Annotated in this window: 23 protein-coding genes; 18 read left to right on the plus strand and 5 right to left on the minus strand. The window is 50.3% G+C overall.

Annotated elements, in window-relative coordinates; genetic code table 11:
• Window positions 1-94 precede the first annotated feature (94 nt).
• The 6 genes from DZK30_RS11925 to DZK30_RS11950 all read left to right on the plus strand — a co-directional run bounded on the left by DZK30_RS11925 (window position 95) and on the right by DZK30_RS11950 (window position 7,340).
• Window positions 95-925, plus strand: coding sequence for a transketolase (locus DZK30_RS11925; protein WP_118974360.1), 831 nt, complete (start codon window positions 95-97; stop codon window positions 923-925).
• A gap of 8 nt (window positions 926-933) precedes the next feature.
• Window positions 934-1,836: a transketolase family protein gene (locus DZK30_RS11930; RefSeq protein ID WP_118974690.1), complete on the plus strand. Its 903-nt coding sequence runs from the start codon at window positions 934-936 to the stop codon at window positions 1,834-1,836.
• A complete protein-coding gene (locus DZK30_RS11935; RefSeq protein WP_240432909.1) occupies window positions 1,833-3,764 on the plus strand; it encodes an NAD-dependent epimerase/dehydratase family protein in 1,932 nt (643 codons plus the stop codon). The genes DZK30_RS11930 and DZK30_RS11935 overlap by 4 nt, the downstream gene beginning before the upstream one ends.
• Before the next feature lie 76 nt (window positions 3,765-3,840).
• Complete coding sequence (locus DZK30_RS11940) at window positions 3,841-4,572, plus strand: class I SAM-dependent methyltransferase (RefSeq protein WP_118974362.1); 732 nt, start codon at window positions 3,841-3,843, stop codon at window positions 4,570-4,572.
• Window positions 4,573-4,650: 78 nt separating this feature from the next.
• Entirely contained in the window at window positions 4,651-5,295 is a 645-nt protein-coding gene (locus DZK30_RS11945; protein WP_162903043.1) for a class I SAM-dependent methyltransferase, read from the plus strand.
• Window positions 5,296-5,297: 2 nt separating this feature from the next.
• Window positions 5,298-7,340, plus strand: coding sequence for a tetratricopeptide repeat protein (locus DZK30_RS11950; protein ID WP_118974364.1), 2,043 nt, complete (start codon window positions 5,298-5,300; stop codon window positions 7,338-7,340).
• A 204-nt stretch (window positions 7,341-7,544) separates the two neighbouring features.
• On the opposite strand, the gene DZK30_RS11955 is transcribed toward DZK30_RS11950, so the two are convergent.
• Entirely contained in the window at window positions 7,545-9,344 is a 1,800-nt protein-coding gene (locus DZK30_RS11955; protein WP_118974365.1) for an AMP-dependent synthetase/ligase, read from the minus strand.
• Window positions 9,345-9,585: 241 nt separating this feature from the next.
• Between DZK30_RS11955 and nadA the strand changes: the two genes are divergently transcribed.
• On the plus strand, window positions 9,586-10,593 hold the full coding sequence (nadA, locus tag DZK30_RS11960) for a quinolinate synthase NadA (RefSeq protein ID WP_118974366.1): 1,008 nt from the start codon (window positions 9,586-9,588) through the stop codon (window positions 10,591-10,593).
• A 41-nt stretch (window positions 10,594-10,634) separates the two neighbouring features.
• Here the strand turns inward: nadA and DZK30_RS11965 are convergent, their stop codons facing one another.
• The gene (locus tag DZK30_RS11965; protein WP_118974367.1) at window positions 10,635-11,015 is read right to left on the minus strand and encodes a type II toxin-antitoxin system death-on-curing family toxin; all 381 of its coding nucleotides are present in this window, start codon (window positions 11,013-11,015) and stop codon (window positions 10,635-10,637) included.
• Window positions 11,016-11,260: 245 nt separating this feature from the next.
• Window positions 11,261-11,734 (minus strand): hypothetical protein, encoded by a 474-nt coding sequence (locus DZK30_RS11975; RefSeq protein WP_118974369.1) that lies wholly within the window; start codon window positions 11,732-11,734, stop codon window positions 11,261-11,263.
• A 137-nt stretch (window positions 11,735-11,871) separates the two neighbouring features.
• Between DZK30_RS11975 and DZK30_RS11980 the strand changes: the two genes are divergently transcribed.
• The 9 genes from DZK30_RS11980 to DZK30_RS12025 all read left to right on the plus strand — a co-directional run bounded on the left by DZK30_RS11980 (window position 11,872) and on the right by DZK30_RS12025 (window position 20,489).
• A complete protein-coding gene (locus DZK30_RS11980) occupies window positions 11,872-13,227 on the plus strand; it encodes an FAD-dependent oxidoreductase (RefSeq protein ID WP_118974370.1) in 1,356 nt (451 codons plus the stop codon).
• A gap of 241 nt (window positions 13,228-13,468) precedes the next feature.
• A complete protein-coding gene (locus DZK30_RS11990) occupies window positions 13,469-14,797 on the plus strand; it encodes a (Fe-S)-binding protein (protein ID WP_118974372.1) in 1,329 nt (442 codons plus the stop codon).
• Window positions 14,798-14,988: 191 nt separating this feature from the next.
• Window positions 14,989-15,360, plus strand: coding sequence for a four helix bundle protein (locus DZK30_RS11995; RefSeq protein ID WP_118974373.1), 372 nt, complete (start codon window positions 14,989-14,991; stop codon window positions 15,358-15,360).
• Window positions 15,361-15,500: 140 nt separating this feature from the next.
• Window positions 15,501-16,277, plus strand: coding sequence for a (Fe-S)-binding protein (locus DZK30_RS12000; protein WP_118974374.1), 777 nt, complete (start codon window positions 15,501-15,503; stop codon window positions 16,275-16,277).
• Between the two features lie 144 nt (window positions 16,278-16,421).
• Window positions 16,422-17,015, plus strand: coding sequence for a GNAT family N-acetyltransferase (locus DZK30_RS12005; RefSeq protein ID WP_118974375.1), 594 nt, complete (start codon window positions 16,422-16,424; stop codon window positions 17,013-17,015).
• Between the two features lie 43 nt (window positions 17,016-17,058).
• Complete coding sequence (locus DZK30_RS12010; protein WP_118974376.1) at window positions 17,059-18,015, plus strand: ion channel; 957 nt, start codon at window positions 17,059-17,061, stop codon at window positions 18,013-18,015.
• Window positions 18,016-18,092: 77 nt separating this feature from the next.
• Entirely contained in the window at window positions 18,093-18,611 is a 519-nt protein-coding gene (locus DZK30_RS12015) for a hypothetical protein (protein WP_118974377.1), read from the plus strand.
• A gap of 63 nt (window positions 18,612-18,674) precedes the next feature.
• Window positions 18,675-19,211: a dCTP deaminase gene (gene dcd, locus DZK30_RS12020; protein ID WP_118974378.1), complete on the plus strand. Its 537-nt coding sequence runs from the start codon at window positions 18,675-18,677 to the stop codon at window positions 19,209-19,211.
• 111 nt (window positions 19,212-19,322) lie between these two features.
• Complete coding sequence (locus DZK30_RS12025) at window positions 19,323-20,489, plus strand: 3-hydroxyacyl-CoA dehydrogenase NAD-binding domain-containing protein (protein ID WP_118974691.1); 1,167 nt, start codon at window positions 19,323-19,325, stop codon at window positions 20,487-20,489.
• Between the two features lie 108 nt (window positions 20,490-20,597).
• On the opposite strand, the gene DZK30_RS12030 is transcribed toward DZK30_RS12025, so the two are convergent.
• Window positions 20,598-21,020: a hypothetical protein gene (locus tag DZK30_RS12030; protein ID WP_118974379.1), complete on the minus strand. Its 423-nt coding sequence runs from the start codon at window positions 21,018-21,020 to the stop codon at window positions 20,598-20,600.
• Window positions 21,021-21,207: 187 nt separating this feature from the next.
• Window positions 21,208-22,806: an L-aspartate oxidase gene (gene nadB, locus DZK30_RS12035; protein ID WP_118974380.1), complete on the minus strand. Its 1,599-nt coding sequence runs from the start codon at window positions 22,804-22,806 to the stop codon at window positions 21,208-21,210.
• Window positions 22,807-23,004: 198 nt separating this feature from the next.
• Here nadB and DZK30_RS12040 point away from each other — a divergent pair, with 198 nt between their 5' ends.
• Window positions 23,005-23,355: an ArsC family reductase gene (locus tag DZK30_RS12040; RefSeq protein WP_118974381.1), complete on the plus strand. Its 351-nt coding sequence runs from the start codon at window positions 23,005-23,007 to the stop codon at window positions 23,353-23,355.
• A 102-nt stretch (window positions 23,356-23,457) separates the two neighbouring features.
• Window positions 23,458-25,482, plus strand: coding sequence for a S9 family peptidase (locus tag DZK30_RS12045; RefSeq protein ID WP_118974382.1), 2,025 nt, complete (start codon window positions 23,458-23,460; stop codon window positions 25,480-25,482).
• Window positions 25,483-25,579 lie beyond the last annotated feature (97 nt).

Genomic DNA, 25,579 nt, shown 5'->3' on the forward strand with positions numbered 1-25,579 from the left:
AATTGATATCGAAAAATCCCATCAGTTTCCTCATTTTTCCTGTTCTCAGATAAAAATTCTATCTTGCCCGAAAGTTTATTTTCGCGGATACTTAATGGCAGACGACAATATACGTTATATCAATCTTTGTACCAGGGCGCTTTCTATCAAGAAGCGCTTCCTGCTTATGTATTCGAGAGCCAATGCCGGCCATATCGGGAGCTCTTTGTCTGCGGCCGAAATCCTGACCTTCCTATTTTTCGAATGGATGCAGGATAAAGATGAATTTATTCTTTCCAAGGGCCATGCGGCGGCTGTGCTCTATAGTACCCTGGCCGAAAAAGAATGGTTGAGTGAGGAAGATATAGATAGCTTTTACCAGAACGATACTTTTCTGGCTGCCCATCCCCCGGCCAATAAACTTCCTCACATCCCTTTTGCTACCGGCAGTTTGGGGCATGGACTTTCCCTGGCGGCGGGCATTGGGATGGCCAGGCGGTTGAAGCAAAGCGAAGACCGGGTTTTTTGTGTTACGTCCGACGGTGAGTTGAATGAAGGGAGCATATGGGAAGCGGCCATGTTTATTGCACACCACCAATTGCGCCGGGTGGTCTGGATTATCGATAAAAATAATCTTCAGGGCTTCGGTTCTACGCAGGAGGTAATGAACCTCGATCCGCTGGCGGATAAGCTAAGAGCCTTCCAGTTCGATTGCCTTGAAATAGATGGTCACAACTTTGAAGCCTGGCGGGAAGCTATGGACTATGCCTCTACCTGCACAAAACCTTTGGCCGTAATCGCCAATACGATCAAAGGCAGAGACTGGGCTACTTACGAAAACAAGCTCGATAGCCATTACCTGCCCTTCAAAGAACTCCAATACGAAGAAACACTACAGCGCCTGGAACACCAGCATCGGGAACAAGTCGCCAAGTACCATAATTAATTACCAGCATGAGAGTAGAGTTTGCCCAGGCTATTATTGACCAATATAATTTTCAATCGCAGCAGGTTTTTTTGACCGGAGATCTGGGCTATATGGCACTGGAGCAGGTTGGCAATACCTTCGGGGAACGCTTCATCAATGCCGGCGTAGCAGAGCAGAATATGGTGTCGATGGCTGCTGCTATGGCCTATGAAGGTTTTATCCCCTGGGTATACAGCATCTCTCCCTTTGTAACCCTGCGTCCTTATGAGCAGATCAGGAATGACGTATGTCTGCACAACCTGCCGGTCAAGCTGGTCGGTAATGGCGGCGGGTATGGCTATGGAATCATGGGCGCCACGCATCACAACCTTGAAGATATAGCCGCCATGCGGGTATTGCCTCATATGAAAGTATACCTGCCCCTGACGGGTAGTGATATCGCCAATGTGGTGGCCACCATGCTGCAGGACCCCGCACCCAATTATCTGCGCCTGAACCAGGGCCGCGACATAGAGGGCCTGTCGTCTTTTGCTCCCTGGCGGCATGTCCGTAAGGGTGAAGGTGCGGTAGTGATAGGCGCCGGTCCGGTATTGGCCAATGTACTTGACCTGCCCCAGGACATAACAGAACAGCTGGACATATGGGCCTTGGGTACCTTGCCGGTAACAGAGATACCGGAAGCGCTGATCGGGGCTATCGTACGCACCGGTAAGGTAATCACTATCGAAGAGCATTATGCGGCCGGCGGACTGGGTGAATACCTCGCCGGTATCTTGCTGGCCAGGAACATTGGCGTTCCCCTTCGCTGGAAGTCCCTCCACGCCCAGGGATATCCCAACGACCGTTATGGCAGCCAGCAATGGCACCAGGAACTGAATGGTTTGCGGGGACAGCTTTTGCAACAACAAATAACAACCATTTTGCAGTGAACTTGCTAACGCAGATCAATAAAGAAGTAGACCGGCTGGAAGGCCCCATAGTTGTGTTCGGGGCCGGCGGCTTTATAGGAGCGAATCTTTTTCGCACGATATTAGCTAAGAGAAATGATGTATATGCCGTAACCAGCAAGCCCTTCGTTCCCTGGCGGCTCGACGACCTGGATCAATCCAGGATATTGCAATGCGATATCACCAAAAGGGCTGAGGTGGCGCATCTTTTTGATGAATACCGTTTCAGAACAATATTCGATCTTGCCGCTTACGGGGCTTATGCCAAGCAGGATAATGTAGAGCGAATCTACGATACGAATGTAATGGGCCTGTTGCACCTGGTTGAAGAGGCCTCCAAATACAACATCAGAGCCTTTATACATGCGGGCAGCTCATCTGAATACGGGCTGAACTGTGAAGCCCCGGATGAAGAGGATACCTTGATGCCCAATAGCCATTATTCGGTTACCAAAGTGTCGGCGGCTTACCTGATCCGTTATTATGGCATACTGAAAGAAATGCCGGTGGTCAACCTGCGCTACTATTCGATCTATGGCCCATACGAGGAGCCCGATCGCCTGGTGCCCCAGTTGATCCAGAAGGGAATGCAGGGAGGATACCCCGTATTGGTACAGCCCGATATTTCCAGAGACTTCGTTTATATAGACGATGCGATATGGGCAACCCTGCTCGCTGCCAACGCGCCCATGGACGAGGTACGCGGCCGCTCGATCAATATTGCCAGCGGGGCCAAAACAACACTGAGGGCTATTGTGGAAGAGATCAGAACACTCTTTGGCATAGAGCAGGCCCCCGAATGGGGCTCTATGCCCAACCGCAAATGGGACCTTAAAGACTGGTACGGTAAAGCCACCCTGGCCGAAAAACTTTTGGGCTGGAAAAACCAGACCCTGCTGGGCCCCGGCCTGCAGCAGACCCGGGAATGGCAGGAAAAATATTCTTATCCGCTTTATGAAAAGAAGCTGATCCAGGATAAGATCAGGCATAAGCTTACCGCAGTGATTGCCTGCTATAAGGATGCACAGGCGATCCCAATCATGTATCAGCGGTTGACAGCAACCTTCAAAAAGATCAATGTCGATTATGAGATCATTTTTGTAAACGATTGCAGCCCCGACAATACCATGGAGGTGCTGATGCCTATCGTGCAGCAAGACGATCACGTGATCGCCATAGAACATTCCCGCAACTTCGGTTCCCAGGCAGCTTTCCTGAGCGGTATGGAGATCGCCACAGGCGACGGTGTTATTCTGCTCGATGGCGATCTGCAGGACCCCCCCGAGCTCATCGAGGACTTTTGCCGGGTATGGGAGGAAGGAAACGACGTGGTGTATGGCCGCCGGGTAAAGCGGGATGGTAACCAGCGGCTCGCATTTTTCTATAAAGTATTCTACCGTATCTTCAGGGGTATTGCTTATGTTCCCATACCCCTCGATGCCGGCGACTTTTCCCTGATGGATCGTAAAGTAGTAGATGAGCTGATCAAGCTGCCGGAAACAGATCAATTCCTCAGGGGATTGAGAGCCTGGGTCGGTTTTAAGCAGGTAGGAGTGGACTATGTACGGCCCGAACGCATGTTTGGTGTAACCACCAACAACTGGCGCAAGAATATCGGCTGGGCCAGAAAGGCAATATTTTCTTTCAGCTTTGTGCCGCTCGAGCTGCTTACGTACCTGGGTGGTTTTTTAACTGTACTGTCGTTTATCGCGATCATTGCGCAGATTATCGCTTATTTTGTATTGCCGGGCATACCGCATGGCATCACTACCATTGTTGTGCTGATCCTCTTCTTTGGTGGTCTTAACATGCTGGGCATCGCGCTTATTGGCGAATACCAGGGTAAGATCCTTGAAGAAGCCAAGAAGCGACCAAAGTTCATCAGGAAGAATATCTATACTAAAAAATAAACTTGTGTTACAGCCGCCTTTACAGGTGGCCAAAAAAGAATGCCGTATCTAATATCCAGACAGGCTATATCCGAGTATGGAAAAATTTCAACCCATAGCCAATACGGCGCCTACGACCTTTGTAGGAAAGGTCAAGTTCTATTTCCGAATGGTGCTCGACCTCCAGATCCTTACCATTTACAGCGCGATGAAAAAAGAGCTGCCTCGCTTTGAGGGCAAAGTGCTTGACGTAGGATGTGGAGACAGTCCCTATTATCATCTGCTACATAAGGACAAAACAAACTACTATGGCATTGATGTAGCCATAGCCGACGATTTTAAATATAGTAATGAAAAAATAACCATTTTCGATGGGAAACATATTCCTTTCAATGATGGTTTCTTCGACGCTTTCTTATGTACCGAAGTATTGGAGCATTGCTTCGAGTTTCAGGCCTTGATCGACGATATGTATCGCGTGAGCCGTAAGGGGGCAAAAGGGATCATTACGATTCCCTGGAGCGCACGTTATCACTATATTCCCTACGATTATTTCCGGTACACGCCTAGCACGCTTAAGAAAATATTCACATCCTTTGGCAAGGTGGAGGTATATGGAAGAGGTACCGACCTGACGGCCATTTGCGCAAAGATTATCGTACTCTTTTTCCGGAACTTTACCACGCCAAGGTATTTCTGGACGATCCCTTTCCTGTTGGTGCTGTTTCCCTGTTTCATTTTTGCTGTATTGTTGGGACATTTATCTTTACTGCTTAATCTGGGATCGGGCGAAGATCCTTTAGGTTACACCATCATTGTAGAAAAATAACGCATACCGATGTCGCATATAACAGATAACAGAGGGTACAATCAGATTTTTCAGATGGCTGAGTCTACGCGTATTCGTATGAAAAGAAGAGCAGACTGGTTTATCGAAGCTATGAATATTACCGCTCCAGGTAAGAAAGGGCTGGAAATAGGTTGTGGCACCGGAGAAATGTCTAATTGGATAGCCGAGCAGATACCTTTGGATATACTGGGTACTGACCTGTGTGAGCCTTTTGTCCGTTCGGCTAATGAGCGCTTCGGACGGGAGCGCCTTAAATTTGAAGTGCTGGACTTTACAGATCCGGCCCAAATCATGGATCGCCGCTTCGATGTCATCTACGGCAACGGCATCCTGCACCATCTTTACCCGGTGCTGGACGCTTCATTAGTACAGATGAAATCCCTGCTCAGGCCCAATGGAAAGATCATTTTTATGGAGCCCAATATTTACAACCCGTATTGCCAGCTGATCTTTAAAAGCGATTATTTCCGTAAGAAGGCCAAGCTGGAGCCGGATGAGATGGCATTTTCCCCCGGGTTCATCCGTAAAAGGCTGCAGGCTGCAGGCTATACCAATATCAAAGTGACTTACAAAGATTTCTTGTTGCCGGGAATTCCGGCATTCCTCGTCAAGCCATCCATTGCTATTGGCAACGTGGCCGAACGGTTACCCCTGATCAAAAAGATAGCCCAATCCATTTTTATAGAAGCCCAATCCATTTAACAATGATGTGGAAAAAATTGATCGCCCCCGCAGCAGATGCCAGACAAACCCTTTATAAAAGGTTGTTTATCGGCATCGTTATCGCATTGTTCCTTATAAGGCCTGTACTAAGCTTCGATTATGGCCCAAGCAGCGATGAATTTTACCACAAGCCGGTAGGAGAGTTGTCCTATCTGTACCTCAAGTCCTTCGGGCAAAATGATTCGATCTTCCGCTTCCGGCCCAACGACCGCGACGATCCCACTTTGCTATACAACTATGGACCGCTGGTCGATCTTACGGCTACGGCAGTATACAGGAATCTTCATACCAACGCCACATATACAAGGCATTTTGTGATTGCCTTGTTTACTTTTCTTTTCTACTTGTTTTGCGGTCTTACGGCCAAGCGGATAGGGGGCTGGCAGGTCGGGTGCCTGGGACTGTTGTTTGCCATCATTGCACCAAGGCTATGGGGGGAGGCCTTTAATAACCCCAAGGATTCCACGTTTGCAGCGATGTATATTATGTCGATATACTATATCCTGGCGTTTACCGATGAGCTGCCCTCGCCACGCTGGAAGACCACGCTGTTGCTGATGTTGTCGATAGGCCTGGCTTTTGGTATCAGGGTTGGGGCCTTGCTGCTCTTTTTCTATCTTGGCCTAGCCCTGGTATACGATATCCTTTCCGATAAGGAAATGCGCAAGCAAGCCTTCGGCATCGATAAGAAATTTTACAAGCCTTTGCTGCTGCGGTTGGTGATCGTATTTGTCGGATTCTGGCTTATCGGTATCGCTACCTGGCCGGCGGCCCTGCGCCATCCCTTTACGCAGCCGATGGAGGCGCTGAGCACCTTCTCCAAATTTCCTACCATTATCAAGACCGTTTTTGAAGGGCAGACCATGTGGTCCAACGAGGTACCCTGGTATTATACGATAGTATATATCCTCATCACTACGCCAATTATCACCCTTGTGGGTGCGGCACTGGGTATCGTGCTTTACCCTTTGATGAAAAAGGCCGGCTATAACCGGCGGCGGGTATTGTTGGTCATTTTTACCTTTGCTTTTCCCCTGTTTTACATTGCATATTCCAAATCTCCTTTGTATAACGGTTGGCGGCACTCCTATTTCGTCTTCGGCGGTATCGCAGTAATTGCAGCCCTCGGGTTTGGCACGCTCATCCGGTACTTTTCGTCCAAAGCTGCCGGGATCGCCATCATGGCCGTTATCCTGATCGGTAGTTTCTTCCCCATTAGCTTTATGATCCGGAACCACCCTCTGGAATATACTTATGTCAATGAGCTTAAAGGAGGTGTCGATGGCTCTTACGGCGATTATCAGCTCGACTATTATTCCCATAGCGCCAAGCCCGCAGCCGATTGGTTTGCCCGGAATGTTCCCTACGACAGTACGCTTAAGATAGCGTCCAATGTTCCCTGGGAGCTGAGCCAGATATGGGAGAGCACCCATTCGCCCTGGAAAGCAAACTATATCCGTTTCCGGGAGCGGTACGAGAGCGACTGGGACTACGCTATCTTAACGCCGCAATACGTTGATGTCAATATGCTGAAAAATGGCATGTTCGTACAAAAAGGTACCGTCTATACCGTTAGCGTGGACAATAGTCCCGTCGCAATTGTCGTGAAGCGTGGCGATAAAAGCGACCTGCTGGGTATGGAGGCGCTGGAAAAAAAGGATATTCCGGAAGCGGTACGCCTGCTGAAAAATGCCGTAACCTACGATCCCAATAACGAGATTGCCCAGGCCAATTATGGGCGGGCTTTACTGGAAGCAGGTAATATGAAAGATGCAGAAACCGCTTTCAAAAAGACGGTCAGCATTTCCCCGGAAAAAGTGGATGCCTTGTACGGCCTGGCTATTGCGCAGTTGCAGCAGAATAATGTACAGAGCGCTACTTACAACCTGACGCGCGTCATCGAGATCAATCCTAATTTCCCGGAACCTTACCGCATACTGGCTTCTATTTATGCCCAACAGGGAGACCAAGCTTCCGCCGAGCGTTATATGGGTGCTTACCGGCAGCTTACCGGTAGCCGGTAAGGGCAATGAACTGAGATAAGAAAAAGGCCGTCTGAAAAGGGATTATTTTTGTTACATTGAACGCAGTCGAAATATGGCAAAAATTACGTTTCAAGCCTGTTTACATTTTGAACTGCTCAATGTAACAGGCTTGAGACCTTTTTAGACGGCCTCTTCTCTTTGGAATTCTCCTGAAAATAGTGGTTCGTTTAACGATGCGGGGACTCAATCCACAACAGGCGTTTCATACATGCTCTCGATCTCGTTTTTGTATTTTTCTTCTACTACTTTTCTCCTGATAGAGAGCTTAGGCGTCAGGATGCCATTATCGACCGTCCATTCCGAGGGCAGTAGCACAAATTTCTTCACCTGTTCCACATGACCAAACTCGGGATTGTACCGGTCGATCTGCTGCTGGATCAGCTTGATCACTGAATCCTCTTTCACCAGGGCTTCGTCATCGGCCGGCAACTGCCCGCCTTCGTTTTTTAGCTTGTTCCGGATCTGGGCATAATTGGGTACGATAAGCGCCGAAACGAACTTCCGCCCGGGGCCCACCACCATCATCTGCTCTATGTAAGGGCTTTCCCGCATCTTATTTTCGATAACCTGCGGGGCTACATACTTACCACCCGAAGTTTTAAAGATCTCTTTCTTACGGTCGGTGATCTTAAGAAAACGGTCTTCCACCCAAACACCGATGTCGCCGGTATGGAACCAGCCTTCGGCATCAATTTCACGGGATGTTGCCTCCGGATTTTTATAATAGCCGACCATTACGTTATTGCCGCGGCACAGGATCTCACCATCCTCGGCCAGCTTCACCTCTACATTTTTCAGTACCGGCCCCACGGTCCCGATCCGCCGGTTCTCGCTTTCCAGGTGGTTGACCGTAATCACCGGTGAAGTTTCGGTAAGGCCGTAGCCTTCCATCACCGTGATCTTTGCAGCCGAAAAAATGCGGATCAGCTTCTCCGACAGCGCTGCCGATCCGCTGACTACCGCATCTACGCGGCCACCCAGGGCCTCGCGCCATTTGCTGAAGACCAGTTTATTGGCCAGCGCCAATTGCATCCGGTACCAGGCACTACCTCTTTTTATATTATCATAACGCTTACCCAGGTTCACAGCCCAGAAAAACATGGCCTTTTTGATTCCTGTCAGCTCATGTCCTTTGGCCATGATCCTTTCGTACACTTTTTCCAGCAGCCTGGGCACGCAGGTAAACACCATCGGTTTTACTTCTTTCAGATTGTCACCTATGGTATCCATACTTTCGGCATAGTAGACACCCAGTCCCCCCCGGATGTACACATAAGTGACCATCTTTTCAAAGATATGGTTGAGAGGCAAAAAGCTGAGGGCCCGGTCGTCTTTACGGGCAAAATGGAAAAGCGGTGCGCTGTCGGTCACATTGCTCACGATATTCCTGTGGGAAAGCATCACGCCCTTCGGCGCCCCGGTAGTACCTGAGGTATAAATGATCGTAGCAATAGTCTCACTGTTGATGCGGTCGCATACGGCCTCTCGCTGCTGCTCACCTTCTGCGGTGGGCTTCAGCTGGCTCCAATGGTCTACACCGGGCACTTCATCAAAAGTATAAATGTGCTTCAGGCTGGGGATCTCATCAAAAGCCGGGCGGAACCGTTCGTACAGCTCGCTGTTGGAAAAGAAGATGATCTTTACTTCTGCTTCCTTAAGAATAAACGCGAAGTCCTGCGGGCTTACCGTCGGATAGATCGGGGTCAGTATTGCGCCCGTTTGTTGTACGGCAAGGTCGGTGATCAGCCACTCGGGACGGTTCTGCGATACGATGGCGATCTTTTCCTGTTGCTCGGGCTCCAGCCGGTCATGAGCAATGCCCAGGCTTAGCAGGCCCGAGGCCAGGTCGCGGGAGCGCTGCATCACTTCTTTACAGGAGATCGTTTGCCAGGCGCCGTTGATCTTTGAGGCCAGCATCACGCCCGCAGGCCGTTGGGCTGCCTGGTATTCCACAAAATCAAATAGTCGTTGCGGCTGCTGCATATGCAAAATAAGATTTAGCGGGGAAGCTATAGTGAAAAATGAACGTTCATTCAAAGATAACGGATTAGCGTCAAAAAAGAAAGCGGAAAAGCGGAAAGCAGCGGCCTTAACGATCGGTTTAACGCTATAACGATATTGTTAATTCTTAAGGGAAAGCCTCATGTGTTTCCAAAATAAAATCCGAAGTTTGTGTCACAATTTTGTCATTGGGCCGTAGGCCCGGAAGCTAAAATGCACGAATATGATTGCAGATTTGGAGGTGGCCAGGCGCAATGTCGGCCGCCGCGGATTTTTAGATATAGATATCGATCCCACCCTTGATCTTTTTGAAGAAATAGAGAAGCTGAAGAAGGAAAAGAATGCCGTGTTGCTGGCACACTACTACCAGGAGCCCGACATCCAGGATGTAGCCGACTATATCGGCGATAGCCTGGGATTGGCGCAGGAGGCGGCCAAAACCGATGCTTCGGTAATCGTTTTTGCCGGGGTACATTTTATGGCAGAGACAGCCAAAATCCTGAACCCCAATAAAAAGGTTTTGCTGCCCGACCTTAATGCCGGCTGTTCCCTCAGCGACAGTTGTCCGCCGCCCGAATTTGCCCGCTTTAAAGCGCAGCATCCCGATCACCTGGTGATCTCTTATATCAATTGCAGCGCCGGTATCAAGGCATTGAGCGATATCATTTGTACCTCATCCAATGCCAAGCTGATCGTTGACAGCCTCCCCAAAGACCAGAAGATCATCTTTGCCCCGGACAAGAACCTGGGTGGCTATATCAATAAAGTTACCGGCCGGAATATGCTGCTGTGGAACGGCGCCTGTATGGTGCACGAGATATTTTCTCTGGAAAAGATCATCCGTCTCAAGGAGCAGCATCCGGAAGCCAAGATCATTGCCCATCCTGAGTGTGAAGAGCCGCTGCTGAAAGTGGCCGATTTTATCGGGTCGACCACGCAGCTGCTGAAATATGTGGAAACCGACGCCGCGCAGGCGTTCATCGTGGCCACGGAAACTGGTATCCTGCACCAGATGCAGAAGAATGCGCCGGGTAAGACGCTGATCCCGGCGCCGCCCGAAAATAATTGTGCCTGTAACGACTGTCCGCACATGAAGCTGAATACCCTGGAAAAGCTCTACCTGTGTATGAAATATGAAACGCCGGAGATAGAAATGGAAGAACAGCTGCGCCTGGCCGCAAAGAGGCCCATCGACCGTATGCTGGAGTTAAGTGCACAGCTGGGGCTGTAATAACTAAGATTCATTCATAAAGAACAAAAGAGGAGCGCCCGTCAGCGCTCCTCTTTTGTATGTACCCTGATCCAGGTAATGATTTCGGTTATATTCAATGCCCCTGTTGAGATTCTGATGATGAAATCGTACAACTCAACTTCGCTTGCAGAGAACACGATGGCGTGTTCTTGCAGCAATGCAAACATGGCAAGAAACCCAATTCGTTTATTACCATCAACGAAAGGATGATTTACAATAAGGCTTTCGGCTAATGCACCGGCTTTTTCAATCACTGATGGATAAAGTTCGGAGCCGTCGAAAGTCTGGAAAGGTCTTGCCAGCGCCGATGCCAGAAGCTCCGGGTCTCTAATACCTTTTTCACCACCAAAATCTTCAATGGAAGCATTTTGCATGTGCAAAATATCCTGCAGATCGATCATTGGGCCAGTTTTGTGAGTAGACTTCCGTACTGCTCTTTCGCTTTATTGTACTGCCTTGAGAGATAAAGGGACTTATCCCCGGGTTGCGGTAAGTGTGACAAATAGTTTAGGATTTCCCTAAGCGTATCCGCATCTTCCAGCTTACTGATTTCTGTAATAGCCTCCAGCTTCATTTCTGAAATTCCCATGTGATAACTTTTAAGCTTCAAATTTACAGCTTTGTCTGCGGTTAGCCAATGCTATTCTCAGTGCTCCAGCAGCTCGGTATGCATGCCATGGCCCTCCAGCACGCCGCGGGCCTTGCCAATCTCCGTGTCATCTCCCGAGAAGGCCAGCAGGGTCTTGCCTGCTTTCAACTCGGCGGCATAACGGTCGGCGACCTCTTTACCCATATTCCCGATCGCCAGCGCCGAGATAATAGTGCCGCCAATCACACCGAAGTCAAAGCCGGCCACGGCCCCGGCCACAGCGCCCAAGCCATAAAGAATGCCTATACCGGGAATAGCTGCCAGCCCAATGCCGGCCAGCACGCCCACCAAGGCGCCGATACCCACGCCACGCGCAGCTACCCGGGCGTCCTTTACCTGCACTTCATCGCCTACGTCGGCCATGCCCAGTAAGCTGATATGCTTTTCATTGAAACCTTCCTGCTTCAGTAAGGCTACAGCTGCTACGGCTTTATCATGGTCGTCGTACAAGCTGATGATATGTCGGCTCATGTTCGTTTTGTTTTATTCCAGGTCAACAAACGGGTCGCAATATAGTTGCAGTCCAACGCGCAATAACAATAGATTCAGGATTGTACTTCCTTGCCTTCCTGCATTTTTGTACCTTAGCCGCGCAAAAAGAATACACGATGAGCAAACGTTCTGTTACGATATTAGGCGCGGGTCTGGTAGGCTCGGTACTGGCCGTGCTGCTGCGGAAACGCGGCTATGAAGTGACTGTCTATGAGCGCCGGCCCGACATGCGCAAGGAAGCCGTAGGCGCGGGGCGCTCTATCAACCTCGCCATGAGCAACAGGGGATGGAAAGCGCTGGAGCTGGCAGGCTTGCGTACAGAGATCGAAGCCATCGCGATTCCTATGCCCGGTCGCTTCCTGCACCAGGAAGACGGAACCTCTGCCTTCCAGGCCTATGGCAAAAACGGCGAAGCCATCTATTCGGTAAGCAGGGGGGAACTGAACAAGAAGCTGATGGACCTGGCCGAGCAGAATGGGGCGAATATCCATTTCAACCAGCGTTGCACCAAAGTCGATGTGCAGCGCAATACGATCCACCTGACCGATGAGCAAGGACAGGAGCGGGAATTGGCCTGCGACCTGTTGTTTGGCGCCGATGGCGCTTTCTCTTCGCTACGGACAGCCATGTCTTTTATGGACCGGACCAATTTTTCCCAGCATTATATCGAAGCCGGCTATAAAGAGCTGAATATCCCGGCGGGTCCTGGCGGTAGCTGGCCTATTGAAAAGAATGCCCTGCACATCTGGCCGCGGCACAATTATATGATGATCGCCCTGCCCAATATCGACGGCAGCTTCACCTGCACCCTGTTCTTTCCCTTCGAAGGCGATCCTTCCTTCGCTTCTATAAAGACGGCGGCGGATGTACGGGATTTTTTCGGCCGGCAGTTTCCCGACGCTGTGCCCTTAATGCCCACCCTGGTCGAGGACTTTCTGAACAATCCGGTTTCTTCGCTCATCACTACCCGTATTTTTCCCTGGAAATACCAGGACAAGAGTTGCCTGATCGGCGATGCGGCCCATGCTATCGTTCCTTTTTACGGACAGGGTATGAACGCCGGATTTGAAGATTGCTCGGCCCTGGAAGGCCTGATGGAACAATATGGCGATGACTGGGAAACGATCCTTGCCGAGCTCGAAAAGCAAAGAAAACCGAACGCGGATGCAGTGGCCGACCTGGCCCTGAACAATTTTATCGAAATGCGCGATAAGGTCTCCGATCCCTTGTTCCTGGAGCGGAAAAAGATCGAAAAGGAGCTGGGCAAACGCTATCCCGGACGCTTCAACTCGGTGTATGAAATGGTATCGTTCAGTCATACCCCATATGCCTATGCTTTACACTGTACCAAGGCCCAGGACATTTTACTCGGGCATATCCAGGCCGAGGGCGATTTTTTCAGCAATATAGAACGTCCCGAATTCTGTGAACGGCTTGAAGGCTGGCTGAAGGCATACGAGGCTATGGTATGACGGTTATTTGCACCGATAGCCAGGACATAATGCGGGTATAAGCTTACCATTCCCGGTACCGTGAATTTTTACGAATTCATGACAATCCTGCATTTTTAACAGCAAACAATGTATTTTCGCAGTGTTGTTGCGCGCTGAACGTTTGTTCATTTTCGGCTGCGCACATTCCGAACTCTTTTTCCCGGCAGCTGTTTCCAGAGCGGTTTTTCTCTTCTGTAAATAGTTGAAAATATATCGATTCATGCAAATCGTTCAGCAAATCCTGTTTGTGCTCCTGGCCGCTGCGGCTGTTATTCTGTTTGCCCGTAAAGTGCGCGAGATACGCCGTAATATTAAATTGGGTAAAGATACCAGGATCAACGACAATCCTTCAGCCCGCTGGCGCAATGTGCTGCTGCTGGCTTTCGGACAAAAGAAAATGTTCAAGCGCATGACACCTGCTATCCTGCATTTCTTTGTGTATGCAGGTTTTGTGATCATCAACATCGAGATCCTGGAGATTATACTGGACGGCATTTTTGGTACACACCGGTTGTTTGCTCCCTACCTGGGTGGCTTGTACAATGTGCTTATCGGCTGTTTCGAGATCCTGGCAGCGCTGGTGCTCATCTCCTGTGCTATTTTTCTCGTACGCCGTAATGTGCTGAAATTGAAACGACTGAATCAGGGAGAGCTGGATGGTTGGCCTAAAACAGATGCCAATGCCATCCTGGCTACGGAAATCATATTAATGGGGCTGCTGCTGACCATGAACGCCGCCGATTATAACCTGCAGCAAATAGGGTCGCATCATTACTATAATACAGGTAGCTCTTTTTGGGTATCTGGCCTACTGGCGCCTTTGTTTTCGGGCATGAGCGAGACCAGCCTCGTTGTGCTGGAGCGTAGTTGCTGGTGGCTGCATATCGCCGGTATCTTTGCTTTCCTCAACTATTTGCCTTATTCCAAGCATCTTCATATCGTTCTGGCCTTTCCCAACGCCTATTTTGCAAAATTGGTGCCCCAGGGGAAAATGGAGAATATGAAGGACATCCAGAATGAAGTGCTGTACATGATGGAGCCTGATAAAGCCCCGGCGGACGCCGCTTCGGCAGAGCCACATCGCTTCGGCGCCAAAGAAGTAACCGATCTGAGCTGGAAGAACCTGATGGATGCCTATAGTTGCACCGAGTGCGGCCGTTGCACGGCCGTCTGTCCGGCCAATATCACAGGTAAAAAGTTGTCGCCCAGGAAGATCATGATGGACACCCGGGACCGTGTGGAGGAAATGGGTCGTAATATTGATAAGAACAAGGAATTTGTTGACGATGGTAAGTCGCTGCTGCACGACTATATCACTACGGAAGAGCTAAGGGCCTGTACTACCTGCAATGCCTGTGTAGAAGCCTGTCCTGTGAGCATCGATCCCCTTTCCATTATCCTGCAGTTGCGTCGCAACCTCGTGATGGAAGAAAGCAACGCGCCACAGGAGTGGAACATGATGTTTGGCAATATTGAGAACAACATGGCGCCCTGGAAATTCAGCCCCGACGATCGCGACAAGTGGGCCCAGGAGCTGGCGGAAGGATAGTTATAGGAGTTGGCAATTTGCAGTTGGCAATTGACAATGAAATGGTGAAGATGAAAACGGGCTGTTAGTGAATTGGCAGTTTGCAATGGAGATAATTGGCAATCGCCCATGAATATTGACAATTAAAAGTAGTTTGAATCCGGAATAGTAAACGCAAACCAATTGTCGCCTATGTTTCAAAAAATGAAGCTATGGGCTCTTTTAAAGAATTGATTGTTTACAAGAAAGCTTTTGATCTGGCAATGTCGATCTTTGCAATAACCAAAGGTTTTCCTGTTGATGAAAAGTATGGTTTGACAAGCCAGATCAGGCGAAGCTCAAGATCGGTATGCAGCAATATTGCCGAAGGATACCGGAAACGCCTTTATCCCGCGCATTTCGTAGCTAAAGCGTCGGATGCTGATATGGAAAATGCGGAAACATCGGTTTGGTTGGATTTTGCATTGGGCTGTGGTTATATCGACGAACATTGCCATAGGGAGTTTATTTCGGCAAACGAGGAGATTGGTCGCCTGCTTGCACATATGGTAAACAACCCCGGAAAGTATCGCGGCAGCCGATAGTACCCTGAGATTTTAATAGTTGGCAATTGTAGTCGCCAACTAAAAATTGCCAACTAAATGCCGTAATGGTGGTAATAGACTTTAGATGTTATGGCTTACTGTTGATTGCGGCTTCAACTTGCCAACTTAAATAAAACGGAATGCATATAAAAACAATGGCCGAATTTATGGCCGAGGGAGCACAACCGGAAGTATTGTTTTGGGTAGGTTGTGCAGGAAGCTTTGACCAGCGGGCGCAGCGTATCACAAAGGCATTTGCGCAGATATTGGATAAAGTAGGCGTGTCCTTCGCTATACTGGGTAAAGAGGAAATGTGTACCGGAGATCCGGCACGGCGCTCGGGCAACGAGTTCCTTTTCCAGATGATGGCCTATAACAATATTCAGCTGCTGAACGGGTATGGCATCAAAAAGATCGTAACCGCCTGTCCGCATTGTTTCAACATTTTTAAGAATGAATATCCTGCATTGGGTGGGGAATACGATGTCATTCACCATACCACGTTTATCAATCAGCTGATTGCCGAAGGCCGGATCGTGATGAAAGAAGGCGGCGCCTTCAAGGGAAAAAAGATCACTTATCACGATAGCTGCTACCTGGGGCGTGCCAACAATATCTACGAAGCGCCACGGGCCGTGCTGGAAGCCATGGATGTGGAACTGGTCGAAATGAAACGCTGTAAGACCAATGGCCTGTGCTGTGGCGCCGGTGGGGCGCAAATGTTCAAAGAAGATGAGCCTGGTAACAAAAGGATCAACATCGAGCGCACAGAAGAGGCGCTCGCCACAGGCGCTACGGTGATCGCCGCTAATTGCCCCTTTTGCACCACCATGCTAATGGATGGCGTGAAGAACAAAGAGCAGGAAGAGCAGGTACAGGTGCTGGATATTGCCGAGATGGTGGCCCGCTCGCTTTAACTTCTGCTTATATTCCCGGTAATACGTTATAAAACCTGTAAGGCCCAGCGCTTTACAGGTTTTTTCATAATCTTTTAAAACGACATTGAAAGTTTGTATTGGTGGTAGACGCTATCTTTACCCGCTCAATAATGGCCAACCCACATGGACTTTCATCCTACCCTCGAAAATAACCGCGCCTTGCTCCGTCCCTTGCAGCAGGAAGATGTAGCGTTGCTGAAACCGATCGCCATGGCGCAACCGGAACTGTACCGGTATATGTCCGCCTTCATTTACACCGAAGAAGACCTGGCCCGCTTCGTGGCGCAGGCCATAGCCGATCGTGATGCGCAGCGTTCTATTCCCTTCCTGGTGATCGACAAGGCCAATAATGCCGTAGCCGGTTCTACACGCTTGGGTAATATCGATGAAAAGAACAAAAGGGCCGAAATCGGCTGGACCTGGGTCGATGAGCGGTTTCACCGTACTGGCCTCAACCGGGCCATGAAATACCTGATGCTGGAATATGCTTTCACTACACTGGACGTCAACCGTGTCGAGATCAAGACCAATGAACTGAATACCCGCTCCCGCCGTGCCATTGAGGCCATCGGCGGCCAATACGAGGGCCTGGCGCGGCATCATATGGTGAATGATGACGGGACGCTTCGCAATACCGTTTACTACAGTATCCTCATCGAGGAATGGCCGGGGATCAAGGACCGGGTTTTTGCAAAATACTTTACCGACTGGTATTGAACTCTGCCGCCTTTTACAGAATTTTGATCTAAAAAAAGAGAATATGTCTTTGCTCAAACGGATCAATACGTCTTCGAAAGCCAATAATGATACCGGTTTTGGCGCCGGTGCCAGCGGCTATGGCGGCCGTTTTATCAACAAGGACGGCAGCTACAATCTGCGGAAAGAAGGCATCCCCTTTCTCCGCAGGTTCAGCATTTACCAGACCTTGCTGCATCTGCCCCGCTGGAAGTTCATTATCGTATTGCTCCTCTTTTTCCTGGGTGCCAATCTCCTTTTTACCATGCTATACCTGGCGCTGGGCGTATCCGATTTCCAGGGCGTGATCGGGCATACGCGCTGGCAACAGTTCAAGGAGCTTTATTTCTTCAGCACGGAGACCTTTACTACCGTAGGCTACGGCCGTGTCAATCCCATTGGTGACGGGGTCAACCTGGTTGCCGCCCTGGAGGCGATGATGGGCTTTCTTTCTTTTGCTATTGCCACAGGTCTTTTCTATGGCCGCTTCTCCAAACCGCAGTCGCATCTCATCTTCAGTGATCATGCCTTAGTGGGGCCTTTCCAGGACAAAACGGCTTTGATGTTCCGCATTGCTTCCTTCAAGGACCGCCACAACATTACCAATGCCGAGGTGATCGTAACCGTGGCCCTGCTCCAGCAAAACGAAAAAGGGGCGACGGAATATAAATTCTATACCTTGCCCCTCGAACGGCCGCGCGTCGACACTCTGATGATGAACTGGACGGTCGTACATCCGATCGACGGGCAAAGTCCGCTGCTGGGACTGCTGGAAGAGGATTATAAAACGGCGGACGTGGAGATATATGTACATGTGAAGGGATACGACGATGTTTATGCCAGCCAGGTATTGCAGCGCACCTCCTACACCTACGATGAGATCCGTTTTAATGCCCGTTTTGTACCCATGTACCGCGAGAGCGAAGACGGCCGGACCACCATTCTTGAACTGCACAAGCTCAATACCTTCGAGCACATGTGAGCTACGGCTATGCGCAACATGTTTTTATCGATAGCTGCGATAGTGGTGCAGCCCTTTCTTTTAATTAACTTTGCACTATGGATCATTACAATATAGCCGGCCTATTGCCGTCCGGTTTTGCCGACCAATCACGGGTATGGATCTACCAGAGCAGCCGTCTCTTCAGCGAAAAAGAAGAGCGCGAAATCGATGAGCAGCTGCACCATTTCTACGCCCAATGGCAGGCCCATGGCGCACCGGTCAAAGGATGGGCGAAGCTGCTGTTCCGCCGTTTTATCGTGCTGATGGCCGATGAAACAGAGGTGGGCGTAAGCGGCTGCAGTACCGACAGCTCCGTCAGGGTGATCAAAAGCATCGAACGTCAGTATGAAGTGAATCTCTTCGATCGCCTTTCAATCACCTTCCTGGTGAAGGAACAGCCGGAAGTGCTGCCCATGAGCCAGGTGCAATACGCTATCGACAAGGGGTATATTAATGGCGATACCTTGCTGTTCAACAACCTGGTGGCCACTAAGGCAGAGATGCTTAGTAATTGGCTGCAACCGCTCAACTACAGTTGGCTACGCGACCGTATACAGCTACCGGTCAACAATTGATGCGGATATATCCCCGGTTTTTCTATTTTTGCGCAGCAACACAATATTTTTAATTACAAATTCATGATCCTTTCCGACCTGCGTATCCTTGAAGAGATAGAAAAAGGCACTATTGTTATTGAACCTTACGACAGGCAATACCTGGGCAGCAATTCCTACGATGTACACCTGGGTCAGCACCTCGCTGTATACGAAGACCAGGTGCTCGATGCGCGGCAGCACAACCGCATCCGGCATTTCGAGATCCCCGAAGAGGGCTATGTGTTACAGCCTGGCGTGCTATACCTGGGCGTAACACAGGAATATACCGAAACGCATGCTCATGTGCCTTTCCTGGAAGGGAAGTCGTCGACCGGCCGTCTGGGTATCGACATCCATGCTACAGCCGGTAAAGGCGATGTGGGATTCTGTAATACCTGGACACTCGAGATTTCCTGCGTACATCCCGTGCGTATTTACAAGAGTATGCCGATAGGCCAGCTGATCTATTTTCCGCTGGATGGCGAGGTCGAGCATAAATATAATACCAAGCAAAATGCAAAATATACCGAGCGCACGATAAAGCCGGTAGAAAGTATGATGTGGAAGAACAAGTTCTGATCTTTCCATCCGGGAATGGAGGCCTGCCGGGATACGATGGTATCCGGCAGGCCTTTTTCTTTCCCGGGCCTGAAAACAATTGCTATTTTTGCGCACAATCGAAATAAAGCTATGCAAACAGACCAGCGTTTTCCCGTAGGTATTATTGGCAGCGGCGCTATGGGCAGCGGTATCGCCCAGGTGGCGGCAGTGGCCGGACATGATGTCATCGTATTGGACAGCAACCCCGCTGCACTTGAAAAAAGCAAGCAGCATCTCGCTGCTACCTTGCTGAAGCTGCAGGAAAAAGGTAAGCTGCCCGATGCGCAGGCGGTGATCGACCGTTTGTCTTTTACCGCCGACAACGGGGCTTTGGCCGGTTGTGGTCTGGTGATCGAAGCCATCGTGGAAAACCTTGAAGTGAAGAAAAAAGTATTTGCCGGCCTGGAGCAAGTCGTGAGCACAGACTGCATCCTTGCTTCCAATACCTCCTCGCTGTCGATTGCTTCCATAGCATCGGCCTGTGCGCAGCCGGAACGGGTGCTGGGCATCCATTTCTTCAACCCTGCGCCGTTAATGGCGCTGGTAGAGGTTATCCCCGCCGTACAGACCAGGGCCGGGCTGCCGGAGCAGATCAAGGATCTGATGACACAATGGGGCAAAGCGCCTGTGATCGCCCGCGATACACCGGGTTTTATCGTGAACCGCGTGGCCAGGCCTTTTTATGGCGAAGCCCTGCGTATCTACGAAGAGGGTATTGCCGGTATGGCCACCATCGATTGGGCCATGACCAGCCTGGCGGGGTTTAAAATGGGTCCCTTCACACTGATGGATTATATAGGGCACGATGTCAATTACGTGGTAACCGAGACCGTATTCCAGTCTTTTTTTTATGATCCCCGTTATAAGCCTTCTTTCTCGCAGAAACGTTTGCTGGAAGCCGGCTGGCTGGGGCGGAAATCGGGCCGGGGCTTTTACAGCTATGCAGAAGGTGTCGTGCAGCCCGAACCACAAAAGGATGAGGCGGCCGGCAGGAAGATCACTGAGCGGATACTGTTTATGCTGATCAACGAAGCGGTTGACGCTGTACAATGGCAGGTAGCCTCGGCGCCCGATATAGAGCTGGCTATGACCAAAGGCGTAAACTATCCCAAGGGATTGCTGCAATGGTGCGATGAGCTGGGTGCCGACTATGTGCTGGCCGGGCTCGACGCCTTATACAACACCTACCGGGAAGACCGCTACCGTGCCAGCGCCCTGCTGCGCCGGATGGGCATCGAAGGGCGCAAATTCTTTTAAAAGCAGTTTAATGGCTTAAAGGCTATGAGGTGCGGTCTTATGCATGATCCTGCCCGTGGTACAGGGATTGCATTGTAGCCTCTGTACCATGGACATTTTCATTGAATATCATCGGACGGCATAAAGCCATGTCCTGTCCTTACCTTCGCCGTAAACGCCGTAGAATACGCTTCTATCCAGTGTAAGTAGTGTAACCACATTGGTTTCATTGTTGGCCGTAACCGTTACCGTGGAAGCATTTTTCGACCAGGTAAAAGGAACGGTTATCGCTGTGCGGCTATTGAGGGAAGGTACCAATATCGTTTCCCCGGCGCCGCCTTCCTTGAAGTTGAAGGTAAAGCGAGCGGTATCTGGTATCATAACTTTTTCGCTTTCTTCCAATATGCCGTTACTATTATCATCGGCGCCGGTATACTGCACCTGCCATTGCCCGATGATCAGGTTTTCTTCTTTGTCCTTTTTACAGGAGCCCAACAGGCAAAGTGTTGTTGCTGCAGCGGCAGCCAGAGCGATAGATCCTGTCTTTTTCATAGCTTTTCTCTTTTTAAGGGATGAACAATATGAAAGGGATTCAGGATAACCGGATCAAAGACCGGGCCAACATTGACCGGAGGTCGTACCGGTGATGCCTCCGGAGACCGATGGCGTAGCAGAGCGCCATTGAGCCTTAGCTATTAAGGCGCTATAGTTAAAGAAAATGCAAAAAGCGTTATTGTAGCTACAATACCATGTTTTCCACGCGGTTACTATGCTGCGGATAGTCGGTATTGAAATGAAGGCCCCGGCTTTCTTTTCGGAACTGGGCACCCTTAACAATGAGGTAGCCGATCGTGATGAGGTTGCGCAGCTCGGCCAGCTGTGGCGATAAAGTAGTGGCTTCATATAGCCGTTCTGTTTCTTCGTGCAACAGATCGAGCCGGCGCATAGCACGTTCCAGGCGGACGTCGTTGCGTACAATGCCCACATAGTCGCTCATCACTGATTGCAGCTCCTTCAGGCTTTGTGTGATCAGGATCATTTCGCGGGGCTCCGTAGTACCGGCGGCATTCCATTCCGGTATCTCCTCCTTAAAGCTGAGTTGATCGATGCGGTTTACCGTGTCGATATGGCATCGGTGGGCAAATACCAGCGCTTCCAGGAGCGAATTGCTGGCCAGGCGGTTGGCGCCGTGCAGGCCTGTGCTGGAGCACTCGCCGCAGGCATACAAATTCATGATCGATGTGCGCCCGTGCTCGTCGACCTTAATGCCGCCGCAGGAATAATGGGCGGCAGGCGCAACGGGTATCAGTTGGGTCAGCGCGTCAATGCCCGATTTCAGGCAGCGTTCATAGATATTGGGAAAATGATGCAGGAATTTTTCCTTGTCCATATGACGGCAGTCCAGGTACACATGCTCAGTACCGGTGCGCTTCATTTCACTATCAATAGCCCTTGCAACAATGTCGCGCGGAGCAAGGTCTTTGCGTTCATCATAGCGGGTCATAAAGGCCTCGCCATCTTTGTTGCGCAGGATACCGCCATCGCCGCGTACTGCTTCCGTAATAAGGAAAGAGGGGCTTACGCCTGCTTCGAACAAGGCCGTCGGATGGAATTGGATAAATTCCATATTCTCGATACGCCCCTTGGCGCGGTATACCATGGCAATGCCGTCGCCCGTGGCGATCCTGGGATTGGTAGTGGTGCGGTATACCTGGCCGCAGCCGCCAGAAGCCATTAATGTTACCCTGGCCATCAGCTTCTCTATCTCGCCGGTATGCATGTTCAGCACATACACGCCGTAGCACTCGATATCTGCCGTCGACTTCGATACCAGGTAGCCCAGGTGATGCTGGGTAATGATATCGGCCACGAACCAGTGGTTGTTGACCACTATATTCTTGTGCCTGGCCGCTTCGGCCAGCAGTGAGCGTTCGATCTCGAAGCCGGTAATGTCCTTGTGGTGCAGGATCCGGAATTCGGAATGTCCACCTTCTTTTCCCCGCAGGTAATCTCCCTCTTCATCCTTGTCGAAGCGTGTGCCCCAGTTGATGATCTCTTCCACGCGCTGGCGGCCTTCGGTAACCACCATGCGCACGATCTCCTCGTTGCACAGACCATCGCCCGCAATCAATGTATCCCGTATATGCTTCTCAAAGCTGTCGTGCTCATCGTCGTTCACTACGGCAATGCCGCCCTGGGCATACTTGGTATTGGTTTCATCGGCAAAAGCCTTGGTCAGGATAGTGATCGTTTTGTCCGGGAATTGCTGGGCGGTCTTTACCGCGAAGGTCAGGCCGGCGATGCCTGAGCCAATGACGAGGAAATCTGTTTGTGGCATAGGTGATCAAAAATAGACGATCAATAGAGCTGCCGGCCGCTGCCGCTTTCTCCGGCATTTCATTACCCTGCGAATATAGTTTATTCGGCTCAGGCGGGTTACAGATTGACAATTGTTTTACAAATAGACGGGGCGGGTGAAATCGCCGGTAATGGTTATTTTTGCCGGATTGGTATATTCATGTCCTTAAACACAACAATGTATATTCTTTACGGTATCCCCAATTGCAATTCAGTACAAAAAGCCAGGACCTGGCTCGATAAGCATCAAATAGGCTACGAATTTCACGACTATAAAAAAGCGGGTATCAGCAAAGCGAAGCTAAGCCGCTGGAGCAAGCAGCTGGGCTGGGAAAATCTTATCAATAAGAAAGGAACCACCTGGCGCGATCTCGATGAGACGACGCAAAACAGCATTACCACGCAGGCCGCTGCCATCGACCTGATGCTCCATCACACCAGCGTCATTAAACGGCCGGTAATCGAATTGGACGACAAAGTAGTCGCCGTTCGCTTTGATGAGGCGGTGTATGAACAAGTATTTCTTTAAAATGACCTTAACGGCGCCGGTGGCCGGATCTCAGCTCTGGCCGGGACCAATCCGGAAAGAGTAGCTATACCGCCGGAACATTCAAAACAAAAACACGCACGAATGAAAAAGATCTTCTTACTGTTTCTGTCCTGCCTGCCTTTCGCTGTAAAGGCGCAGGGTGTGATGACCCCTGAACTGTTGTGGAGCCTGGGCCGCGTATCTGCGGTGAGCATGAGCCCCGATGGCAAAACGCTTCTGTATAAGGTAGCCAAAACTGATCTGGCTACTGAGAAAAGCAATAGCACTTATTACTTGCTTAACCTTGAAAGCAACCAGGTGAGCACTACGGAAGCGCTTAACGGCAGGAGCTTCGTTCAGTGGGATAAAAACGGTATGTACGCCAGCAAAGGCGACGAATTGTTCAGAAGCACAGATAACGGCAGCACCTGGACCGCGATCTCCACCCAGATGCAGGAGGCCGAGAACATGAAGGTATCGCCCGATGGTAAATGGATAGCGTTCTCGAGGCCTGTGCCTGCTGAAAAGGTGCTGGGTAAAGAGATCTACAGCGATGTGGGCAACAGCACGGCGCAGGTGTATACCGATCTCAATTACCGGCACTGGGATGCCTGGAACGACGGAAAGGTATCGCATGTTTTCCTGGCCAGCGTCGACAATCCCCGTACGCCGGTAAAAGACATTATGGCCGGTGAGCCTTACGACTGTCCGCAGAAGCCTTTTGGCGGTGCGGAAGATTTTGTATTCAGCTCTGATAGCAAAACAGTCGTGTATGTATGCAAAAAGAAGACGGGTAAGGCTTATGCCCAAAGCACCAATACAGACTTGTACACTTACGATATAGGCGATGCTAAAACCAATGACCTAACCGAAGGCATGATGGGCTACGATGTTGCCCCTTCCTTCAGTCCCGACGGGAAGAAGATCGCCTGGCTGAGTATGAAGCGCGACGGCTACGAGGCCGATAAGAACGATGTGGTCGTTATGGACCTGGCGACCAAAGCAAAGCTGAACCTTACAGCCGGCTGGGACGAAACGGTCGATGGGGGCTTTGTATGGAGCCCAAAGGGAGATAAGATCTATTTCAATGCGGCGACCAAAGGCACACAGCAGCTCTTCTCGGTTAATGTGCCGGGCAATGTAATGGTAAAGATGATGCCGGTGGTCGAACAGATCACGAAAGGCATATTTGACGTGACCGGCATTGCGGGCCAGCAGGGCAACAACCTGATCGTGTCCCGTACAGATATGAACCATGCCACGGAGCTGTTCCTTACAGATATGAAAGATGGTAGCATGAAGGCGATTACCCATGCCAACGATGTTGTGTACAGCAAGCTGAAGCTAAGCGAGACCAAGCTGCGTATGGTTACCACTACCGATGGCAAGCAAATGGGTGTATGGGTGATCTACCCGCCCAACTTCGATCCTGCTAAGAAATATCCTACCTTGCTGTATTGCCAGGGCGGACCGGAATCGGCGCTGTCGCAGTTTTACAGCGTGCGCTGGAACTTCCAGCTGATGGCAGCCAATGGCTATATCGTAGTCGCACCTAACCGTCGCGGCATGCCTGGCTGGGGTGTACAATGGAACGAGGCGATCGCAAAAGATTGGGGCGGACAGCCGATGAACGATTACCTGGCTGCGATCGACGATGTGGCCAAAGAAGCTTATGTAGACAAGAACCGTCTGGGTTGCGTGGGCGCCAGCTATGGCGGCTACAGCGTGTATATGCTGGCGGGTATCCACAATAACCGCTTTAAGAGCTTCATTGCCCACGACGGGTTATTTGATATGAAAAGCTGGTATGGCACTACAGAAGAGCTCTGGTTTGCCAACTGGGACCTGGGTGGCAATTATTGGAACAAGCCCATCCCTAAAAGCTATGATCAATTCAACCCTTCCAATTACATCGACCAATGGAACACACCTATCATGATCATTCAGGGTGGTATCGATTTCAGGGTGCCCATTGAGCAGGGACTGGAAGCCTTCCAGGCCGCTCAGTTAAAGGGTATCAAGAGCAAACTGCTGTATATTCCCAACGAGAACCATTGGGTGCTGCATGCCCATAACGGCCTTGTGTGGCAGCGCGAGTTTTTCAAATGGCTGAAGGAGACCTTGTAAAATTGTTCTCCGTTCAAAAGGTCCTGCGCTGTCTCAGTTGCAGGACTTTTTGTTAGCACCAGTGCAACGATAGGTCCTTACCTGACTACACGATCCG

The organism is Taibaiella koreensis (genome assembly GCF_003545715.1).
Taxonomy (GTDB): Bacteria; Bacteroidota; Bacteroidia; order Chitinophagales; family Chitinophagaceae; genus Taibaiella; species Taibaiella koreensis.